The following is an 8,240-nucleotide window of genomic DNA, read 5'->3' on the forward strand; positions in this document are numbered from 1 at the left end:
CGTCACGCGACGGCCCGTCCTCCAACGGCAGAGGACATTACGGGCGAACAGCCGCACCGATCAGCGACCGAAACCCGCTGACGAATCGAGGTCAATAAGCAAGCACGACAGCTACGCCACAGCTGTCCCAGGCTGTGCGCGAGCTCCTGCACATCGATTTCGATCTTCGTAGACTTCGTCGATGGCCCAGTGATTTCGGTGGAGCGGAAGGTGAGCACGATCCCCTGCTGGCGAAGAGGATCTGGGCGATGACCGTGCGGGCGACATCGACACGACGGCGCCCGGCAACCGGCCGGCGCTGCAACAGCCCGCTCGGCGACGCTAACTAAGCGGCATTTCTATCGAATCCGGGGTGACTCAGGTTGGAAACAGCTCAGCGTGCGGGCCGGAGACACGAAGTCTCCGGCCCGCGGTCATGTCAATCCCCTGGTTGCGTAGAGACGTTGGTTATGCGGCCCGGTCCTCCTGATCGGTCTGGGTCTGTCCCTCCCCTCGCAGCGTAGAGACCGTGACTGCAGGGGAAGTTGGGAGTCATGGCAGAGAAGCGACGGAAGTTCGATGCGGAGTTCCGCGAGGGGGCGTACGGATCGTTACCGAGACCGGTAAGGCCGTCGCCGAGGTCGCGAGGGATCTGGGGATTAACGAGACCACGCTGGCCAGTTGGGTATCGCGGGCCCGCCGCGCGGGCACCGCGCCGGGCGGCGGGAATGACGAGCTGGATCGGCTGCGGCGGGAGAACGCCCAGCTCAAACGGGACAACAAGGAACTCGCGATGGAGCGTGATGTCCTCAAACGCTGCATGGTCCTGTGGGTGAAGTAGCCGTGGCGGACCCGGCGTCCGTCGTCGGGGCGATCGGCGACCAAAGGACCATGCACGGCATCCCGCACCGCGTCTCCTGCCGCGCCCTGGGCGTGAGCGAGTCGTGGTTCTACAAGCACCGCAGCCGCCGGCCCACCGGCCGTGAGGTCCGCCGGCAGCAGTTGGCCGAGGCGGTGAAGGAGGTGTTCACCCAGCCCGGCGGCACATACGGCTCGCCGAAGATCTGGATCACGCTGATGCGGCAGGGCTGGCGGGTGTCGGTCAACACCATCGCCAAACTCATGGCCGAACTCGGCCTGGTCGCCCGGAGGGTCCGCAGACGCAGGGGGCTGACCCGGCCGGGCAAACGGCCAGCCGCACCGGACTACGTGAAGCGGGACTTCACCGCAGAGGGGCCCGATCTCGTCTGGTGCGGGGTGCGCGGCGTCATTTTTCATAGTGATCGCGGGAGCGAGTACGGCTCCCGCAGGTTCCGGCGGGCCTGCCGCAGGCTGGGCGTCTTCCCGTCCATGGGCCGCGTCGGATCATGCTTCGACAATGCCGTCAGCGAGGCGTTCAACAGCGTACTCAAGGTCGAATACGTCCACCGGCACACTTTCGCCACCCGCGCCGAGGCCCGGATCAGGATCGCCACCTGGATCACCGGCTTTCGGAGGGGATTGACAGGCCGGACTCCCCTTCGACCCCACCCTGGTGCGCTACGGCGACTTCACGCACGGGCTTGCCTACCGGCACGCCCTGGAACTGCTGACGCTGCCGGAGCGCCCGACGGCGGTCTTCGCGGGCAGTGGCCACCAGGCCCTGGGCACTTACCGGGCCGCCGTGGAACTCGGGCTGCGCATCCCGGCCGACGTCAGCGTGGTCGGCTTCGACGATCTGCCGTTCGCGGACTGGGTGACACCCCGACTGACCACAGTCCGTACGCCTCTGGCCGACATGACCGCGCTCGCGGCCCGGATGGTGCTCCGGCTACTGTCCGGTGAGTGTCCGGAGGCGACACGGGTGGAGGTGGCGATCGAGCTGGTGATACGGGAAAGCAGCGGACCCCCGGCGCTGACGTGAGCGCATCCGCACGGCCGGGCCGGAGAGAAGGAACCTGCTCTCCAAGGTCCTCAGGGCCGTGATCACCTACGAGCATGCGAAGAAGACCGCGACCGCGCAATAGGTAGGATCTTTTTTACGAAAAAGACCACACCTAACGGGTTGACGTGGCATGTCAAATACATTGATCCTACCAATTGCCACAAGACTTACCTGCCCGCCTGGAGTTGGCCTGCCCGAACCGGCCTTATCCCGGCGCAGCTTGAACCGGGCGCTGGGCGGCGCCACATTGCCACCCTGGCTCCTGCGGCCCCCCGCTGGGAGGCATCTGCAGCCTGCGTTGCCGAGCGCCACTCGCACACGGGCCGGCGAGATCGCTGCCGTGCTCGTTGTCATGCCCATGAGAGGTGAAGCAATGACCCCGATCTCCCGACGGGCCTTCGTCGCGGGCACCGCAGGCGCCTTCAGCGCCGCCCTGATCACCACGGAATCCGCAGCCGCCTGGGCGGCTCCCGCACAGCACCAGGATGTACACGGCGACATCCTCGACGATGCGGCAATGGTCTGGAAGCGGCTGCCGAAGAGCTGGCAGGAGGCGCCCTTCTTCGGCAACGGCTTCCTCGCCGCCCACATCTACAGCAAGCCCGGCGAGGGCAACGTCCTGCGAGTCATGATCAACCACTCGCTGGTACAGGACCAGCGCGGACAGTGGGAGGCCGCCATCGGCTACTCCCGGCTGGGGGTCGGCTTTCTGACGCTGACCTTCGCCGGGTCCATCACCTGCGTCGACTGGAAGCTCGACCTCGACAACGCGGAGCTGTCCGGCACCGTCACCACGTCCCAGGGAAGCGCCACCTTCAGCGCCCTTATTCTCAACCACCGAAGCGTGCTGCTGGTCTCGCTGGAGCCGACCGCCGGCGAGGAGTCGGCCGCCTGGGGCTTCACCTCCCTGCCCTCGCACACCACCAGGACGATCCGAGTCCCACCCGAGTACACCGGTAACCCGGACCCCACCGTCGGGCCCGGCCATGTCGAGCAGCCCCTGCACGCCGGCGGCGGATACACAACCGCATGGCGGGAGGTGCGGTCCGGTTCCAAACGGCTGCTCGCCGCCACCATCGCGTACGGCTATCCCCACTCCACCGGCCGCGAAGCGGCGATACGCGCGGTCAACACGGCTCTCGCCGGCCCTCCGGACAAGGACATCGCCGCGCACCGGAACTGGTGGCATGCCTTCTACCGGCGCAGCCTGGTCTCCGTGCCCGACAAGAAGCTGCAACGCTTCTACTGGATCCAGCTCTACAAGCTCGCCTGCGCGACCCGGAGGAACGCACCGGTGACGCCGGTCTTCGGGCCCTGGTTCCCCGAGTCGGGCAACAACTGGACCAGTATCTGGTGGAACACCAACGTCCAGGTCACGTATCCGGTGGCCAATGGCTCCAACCATCAGGAGCTGGACGCCATCACCCCGACGTTCCAGAAGTACAGCGCCAATCTCGAGAGCAACATTGTCCCGGACCTCCGCGACGGGAAGACCTACGCCCTGTGCCACCCGGGCGACTGGCAACTGCGCCCAGGGCCCCGCTACGTCGGTGTCCCCGGGGTCAGTCCCAACGACCACACGGGCAACCTGACCTGGGCCCTGCACAACACCTGGGTGACCTACCGGCACCACATGGACGACGAGGTCCTGCGCACGGTGATCCACCCGATCCTCACCAAAGCGGTCAACTACTATGCCCGCCACCTCACGGAGGGGACCGACGGCAAACTGCACCTGCCCGTGACCCGCTCCCCGGAGTACGCCGACGCAGCCGACTGCACCTACGACCTCTCACTGCTCCGCTGGGGCTGCGCCACCCTGCTTCAGTCCGCGCAGCGGTTGCGGATCGACGATCCGGCGGCACCGCAGTGGCGGGACATCCTGGCCCGGCTGGTGCCGTACCACGAAAACGAACAGGGCATCATGATCGGTGCCGGGGTACCGCTGGCCGAGTCACACCGCCACTTCTCCCACCTGCTCTGGATGTATCCGCTGCAGGAGAAGCTGGACCGGCGCACCTTCGACCACTGGACGAGCATGCAGACGGCCTGGCACGGCTACAGCTACGCTGCCGCTGCCTCCATGGAGACACTCTTCGGCCGGCCCGAGGAAGCCCTGCACTATCTGCGGTTCTTCGTGGACGGCAATGTAGTCGCCAGCTGCGCCATGACGCCCAACACCATGTACCGCGAAGGATCAAACTTCGCGCTCGAAAGCCCCATCAGTGCGGCACAGTCGCTGCTCGACATGCTCACCCAGAGCCACGGCGGCGTGGTCAAGGTCTTCCCCGCGCTCTCCCGTACCTGGGAGGACGCCTCGATTTCCCAGCTGCGCACGCGGGGGGCGTTCACCGTGGACGCCTCGCGAAGCTCAGGTCGCACCGACTGGATCGCGGTCAGGAGCGAGGCAGGGGAACCCCTCACGCTGCAGCATGGGATCGAGGGCGAGATCGACGTCCGGGACGAGTCCGGGAAGCCGCTCCCGTACCAGGGCGAGGGCGCCATCAGCATCCCGCTGCGCAGGGGACGGACCGCAGTGATCAGCAGAAAGGGCATCCACCCGATCCTGCATCCGCGCGATGTCACAGCCAACGGCTCTGCACCCGCGTGGGGCCTGTCCTGACTGGGCGATAGTTCGCTGGACCTGACCAGTTGCAGGAAGGTCAGGCCGGCCGGGCGGGCTTCGAAGAGCACGAACCGGACGGTGCCGGCGTGTCGCTGCGCGGCGGGTGATCTGCGCTCGGAAGCGCGGGGCATCGGTTACTCACCGGGCCAGTTCGCCGTCGACGTCGACGTTGCCGGTGTCGACGGCCGTCTCGATCCAGTCCAGCGTCGCCCTGACGCGGGCGACGTTCTCGTGGACGATGGTGCGTTCGTCCTCGCCGAGTTGGCGGTCGCGCAGGCCCGGGACGACCCGGCCGACCGCGGCGACGAAGGAGTGGCAGGCGGTGACCAGGTCCAGGAACTCCACCGACCGGTCGATGTTGCGGATGGCTGGCGCGACGGGGCTAGTACTCCAGCCGTAGTTCGGTATCTGGGCTGGTCAGCGGCCTGGCGGGGTGGAGTGTAGCGGGGAGGCCGGGTGCGCGGGAGGGACTTTGCCACCGCGCCCACGAACGAGTGCGTGAGCCGCATGCCTGTGAGCTGGTCCGAGCAATCCCTCGGCATGCTCAACGATGCGCCGACGAGCGCGTGGGACCGGGAACTCGAAGAACTCTTCCTGCGGACCGGGAGCCGCTTCACCCGGATCGAGCCCCGGAGGCGGATGCGGGACTACATACGCGGCCTGCTCGCCCCGGTCGGCCGCAAGAACGGGTGGCAGCTCGCCGAGTGGGCCGGCCACGCCACTCCGGACGGACTGCAGTACCTACTCTCCCGCAGCCGCTGGGACGCCGACAGCGTCCGCGACGACCTGCAGGCGTACGTCGCTGACCAACTCGACCATGACGACGGTGTGTTGATTGTCGACGACACCGGCTTCATCAAGAAGGGGATCACCTCCGCCGGAGTGCAGCGCCAATACTCCGGTACCGCCGGACGCACCGAGAACTGCCAAATCGGCGTGTTCGCCGCCTATGCCACCAGCCGCGGACACGCCCTCGTCGACCGTGCCCTCTATCTGCCCACCCATGAGGGCCGGGCTTGTCAAGCGCAGAAGTGACCTCGACCCGCGGCTTTGTTCTTTGCCGAGGCGGTTTCCTTTGCGGGTCTTCCTCGTGCTTCTCTGACAGGGCTGACGTGCAGAGCCCTGAACCCGGGAGCGAGGAAGCGTCAGCTATGTTCAGGGATTGGGTCGTTGACGTCCCCGTTGCGCTGATGGCCTGGCGGAGTGGGCTCACATCCACCCATTCGGCGTCTGGCCGGGCGGGCCGGCGCCATGACCGTGGTTCGGGGATCCGGGCTGTTCAGTCAGGTCATCGAACACGGGCGACAGCCCGTCTCATGGGCAGATGCGAGCTCACCCGGGGTCTGCGACCGCCCCTGGCGGTTGTCGTCGGCTGCTGTCATCGAGACCCCTGCCGGTCGTGCTGGACCTGGACGGCGCGCAGCAGATGGTAGGCGCGGGCCAGCAGGCGGCGGGCGATCGCGGTGGTGGCGATCTTCTTGCCCCGGCGCCGGGCGAGGCGCTGGTAGGAGGCGGCGAACTCCGGAGACCGCTTCGCGGTCTGGGCGGCCTCGCACAAGATCCACCGCAGCCAGTCCGAACCCTGCTTGGAGGGCCGCCCATATTCCCGACGACCGTGCCTTCGCCACCAAGAACGACCTCGCCCGCGACATGATCCGCCGGGCCCATGCCTCCCCACTCCGGTTCCGGTGGGTCACCGCGGACGCCGCCTACGGCCAGGACAGCCGCTTCCGCCGCTTCCTCGAAGACGACCTCCAACTCCACTACGTCGTGGCCGTCCCCAAGTCCCAGCAGGTCCATGGCCCGCGCATCGAGGACCGCATCCGCCACGAGGCCCCACCGGAGGCCTGGCAACGCTTGTCCGCCGGCCCCGGAGCCAAAGGCGAGCGCTCCTACGACTGGGCCGGCGCCCTCCTGCCCGTCGTTGAAGAACGCGACGGCGACACGCCCACCCGCAGGCGGTGGATGCTGGCCCGGCGCAGCATCAGCGATCCCGACGACATCGCCTATTTCCTGGCCAGCGCTCCGCTGGACGCCACGCTCGCCGACCTGGCCCGGATCGCCGGGTGCCGCTGGAAGATCGAGGAATGCTTCCAGTCCGCGAAGAACGAGTGCGGCCTCGACGAGTACGAGGTCCGCCGTTACACCGGCTGGTACCGGCACATCACCCTCGCCATGCTCGCCCACGCCTTCCTCGCCGCCATGGCCGCCCAGGAACGCGAAAAAGGGGCCCCGACGACGACATGCCCGACCTCGTGGACCTCACACCGGCCGAGATCCGCCGTCTCCTGGCAGCTGAACCCCCGCACCGCCCCACACACCGCGGCCACACCCTGAACTGGTCACGGTGGAGACGACGCCACCAGGCACGCGCCCGCCAGAGCCACTACGAACGACGCGGCTACCTATTCGCCGGGGCGCGGTGGCAAAGTCCCTCCCGCGCACCCGGCCTCCCCGCTACACTCCACGCCACCAGGCCGCTGACCAGCCCAGATACCGAACTACGGCTGGAGTACTAGGGCCTGTGTGATGTCGTGATCAATCGTGTCGATCCGTATCCGTTGGGAGGGCGGATCGGGTAGGAACGAGGGTTGTGACGCGTAGGCAACTCACGGTTGAGCAGTCGAAGTTGATCGAGCCGTACCTGCCGATAGGTGAGTATGGCCCGTACCCCGAGCGGCTGCGGGATCAGTTCGAGGGGGTGATCTGGCGGTTCCGGTCCGGTGCTCAGTGGCGTGAGATGCCGGGCGAGTTCGGGCCCTGGGCCACCGTCTACGGACGCTTTCGGGTCTGGCGGAACGCCGGCGTCTTCACCGCCCTTCTGGAGGGTCTGATCGCCGAGGCCGCCCGCCAGGAGAAGACGGACTTGTCGCTGATCAGCGTGGACTCCACGACCGTTCGCGGTCACCACGACGCCGCCGGGATGCGTGTTGGCAAGGAGGTCATGGACGCCCTGGAGGAAGCTGCCGCAGAGGAGGAACAGGCCCGGCAAAAGGGGGCGGCGAGACGGGGCAGAACGGGCAGGCCGACGGAAATGACCTCGAGCGAGAAGAGCGGCGACGCGTCCGGCGACGGCGCAGGCTCCGTTTGAGGGAAGCCCTGCTCGGCAGGTCCCGTGGTGGGCTGACCAGCAAGATTCACCTCGCCGCTGACCGGAAGCGCCGACCACTGTCGTTCATCCTGACCGCTGGGCAGGCCGCGGACAGTCCGCAGTTCATCCCCGTGCTGAAGAAGATTCGCGTCCGCATGCCGGTCGGCCGCCCCCGCACCCGGCCGGGCACCGTCGCGGCAGATAAGGCCTACTCATCCCGGGGTAACCGCTCTTACCTGCGGAAACGCAATATCAAGGCGGTGATCCCGGAGAAGAAGGACCAGGCCGCCAACCGCAAGAAGAAGGGCAGCCGAGGAGGCAGGCCCGTCAGCCACGACGCGGTCCTCTACAAGGAGCGGAACACCGTCGAGCGCTTGATCAACCGGCTGAAGGACTGGCGTGGCATCGCCACACGCTTCGACAAGATGCCCGAGAGCTACCTTGCTGGCCTCGAACTCCGCGCCTCGATGATCTGGCTCGAAGACCTCTTACGAGCAGCCGATTGATCACAACATCACACAGGCCCTAGTACTGCAACCGCATCTGGGGGTTGTGGCCTCGACGTTTGTAGTGGGAGCGGCGGGCTCGGGCCTGGCTGTGTCTACGGAAGTGTGACCAGT

4 protein-coding genes and 6 pseudogenes are annotated in these 8,240 nt (G+C 67.2%); 7 read left to right on the plus strand and 3 right to left on the minus strand.

Annotation, left to right across the window (positions count from 1 at the left end):
• Positions 1-508 precede the first annotated feature (508 nt).
• The 4 genes and pseudogenes from ABZ818_RS41760 (at position 509) to ABZ818_RS41775 (ending at position 4,526) form a co-directional block, all read left to right on the plus strand.
• Complete coding sequence (locus ABZ818_RS41760) at positions 509-820, plus strand: transposase (RefSeq protein WP_361427292.1); 312 nt, start codon at positions 509-511, stop codon at positions 818-820.
• Between the two features lie 50 nt (positions 821-870).
• Positions 871-1,404 (plus strand): annotated as a pseudogene (locus tag ABZ818_RS41765) (IS3 family transposase); the annotation flags it as partial.
• A gap of 109 nt (positions 1,405-1,513) precedes the next feature.
• On the plus strand, positions 1,514-1,882 hold the full coding sequence (locus tag ABZ818_RS41770) for a substrate-binding domain-containing protein (protein ID WP_361427295.1): 369 nt from the start codon (positions 1,514-1,516) through the stop codon (positions 1,880-1,882).
• A 394-nt stretch (positions 1,883-2,276) separates the two neighbouring features.
• Positions 2,277-4,526 carry a glycoside hydrolase family 95-like protein gene (locus tag ABZ818_RS41775; protein WP_361427298.1) on the plus strand — a complete coding sequence of 750 codons (2,250 nt, stop codon included), beginning with the start codon at positions 2,277-2,279 and terminating at the stop codon, positions 4,524-4,526.
• Here the strand turns inward: ABZ818_RS41775 and ABZ818_RS41780 are convergent.
• Positions 4,517-4,660 (minus strand): annotated as a pseudogene (locus ABZ818_RS41780) (RacP protein); the annotation flags it as partial. The gene ABZ818_RS41775 and the pseudogene ABZ818_RS41780 sit on opposite strands and share 10 nt — an antisense overlap.
• 7 nt (positions 4,661-4,667) lie before the next feature.
• Positions 4,668-4,916 (minus strand): annotated as a pseudogene (locus ABZ818_RS41785) (DUF6192 family protein); the annotation flags it as partial.
• A 153-nt stretch (positions 4,917-5,069) separates the two neighbouring features.
• On the opposite strand from ABZ818_RS41785, the pseudogene ABZ818_RS41790 reads away from it, so the two are divergent.
• Positions 5,070-5,528, plus strand: a pseudogene (locus tag ABZ818_RS41790) (transposase); the annotation flags it as partial.
• Between the two features lie 379 nt (positions 5,529-5,907).
• Here the strand turns inward: ABZ818_RS41790 and ABZ818_RS41795 are convergent.
• Positions 5,908-6,207: a transposase gene (locus ABZ818_RS41795; RefSeq protein ID WP_361427301.1), complete on the minus strand. Its 300-nt coding sequence runs from the start codon at positions 6,205-6,207 to the stop codon at positions 5,908-5,910.
• Between ABZ818_RS41795 and ABZ818_RS41800 the strand changes: the two are divergent.
• Positions 6,120-6,866 (plus strand): annotated as a pseudogene (locus tag ABZ818_RS41800) (IS701 family transposase); the annotation flags it as partial. The gene ABZ818_RS41795 and the pseudogene ABZ818_RS41800 overlap by 88 nt on opposite strands.
• A 256-nt stretch (positions 6,867-7,122) precedes the next feature.
• Positions 7,123-8,126, plus strand: a pseudogene (locus tag ABZ818_RS41805) (IS5 family transposase).
• The last annotated feature ends 114 nt before the right edge of the window (positions 8,127-8,240 follow it).

Source organism: Streptomyces sp. NPDC047453, from assembly GCF_040643155.1.
Classification (GTDB): domain Bacteria; phylum Actinomycetota; class Actinomycetes; order Streptomycetales; family Streptomycetaceae; genus Streptomyces.